Consider the following 996-nt stretch of genomic DNA (forward strand, 5'->3'; position numbering starts at 1 on the left):
GTATCCACTGCTGCTTCCTTGTGACGCGGCCCCTGTTCGCTAATCGGGATCATGCTGTGATGGAATTCGACTACGTAATCATCGGCGCCGGCTCAGCCGGCTGCGTCCTGGCTAACCGCCTGAGTTCAAATCCGAACGTCACGGTCTGTTTGCTGGAAGCCGGTCCGGAAGACCGCTCGCCACTGATCCATGCACCCGTGGGCGTCGCTGCGATCCTGCCGAGCCGACATGTCAATTGGGCGTTCCAAACAGTACCGCAACGTGGCCTGAACGGACGTCGCGGCTATCAACCGCGCGGCAAGGTGTTGGGTGGCAGCAGTTCAATCAACGGCATGGTTTATATCCGTGGTCATCGCAGTGACTTTGACGACTGGCAGGCCCTGGGTAATCCGGGATGGTCATTCGCCGACGTACTGCCGTACTTTCGCAAAAGTGAAATGAACCACCGCGGGACTTGCGCCTATCACGGCGCGGATGGCGAACTTTATGTCGGCAAGAACCCGATTCATCCGGCTACCCAAGCCTTTATCGAGGCAGGCCAGATGGCCGGACACCGCCATAACCTCGACTTCAACGGCATCGACCAGGAAGGAATCGGTCAGTMTGACGTGACTATCCGCGATGGCCGGCGCTGGAGCACCGCCACCGCTTTCCTCAAACCGATTCGACATACCCGCAAAAATCTCACCGTGCTGACCTCGATCGCCGCCGAGCGCATCGTGCTGGAAGGCAAGAAAGCCGTCGGTGTGGAATTGCGAATCAAGGGCAACCGCCAGACGATAAAGGCCCGCCAGGAAGTGCTGCTCAGTGCCGGATGCTTTGGCAGCCCGCACTTGTTGATGCTCTCGGGGATCGGCCCGCAAGCGGAACTCAAGCCGCAGGGCATACCGGTGCAGCATGAACTTCCCGGCGTTGGGCAGAACCTGCGCGACCATCCGGATGTCGTGCTCAGCTACAAGAGCCACGACACATCCTTGATGGGCGTCTCCCTGCGCG

General features: G+C 59.8%; 1 protein-coding gene. It reads left to right on the forward strand.

Annotated features, from left to right (window positions below; genetic code table 11):
- Nucleotides 1–59 precede the first annotated feature (59 nt).
- A partial coding sequence (locus tag AC1DRJ_RS29500; RefSeq protein ID WP_477805234.1) for a GMC family oxidoreductase occupies nucleotides 60–996 on the forward strand: 937 nt, incomplete at its 3' end.

The organism is Pseudomonas sp. P5_B2 (assembly GCF_056400445.1).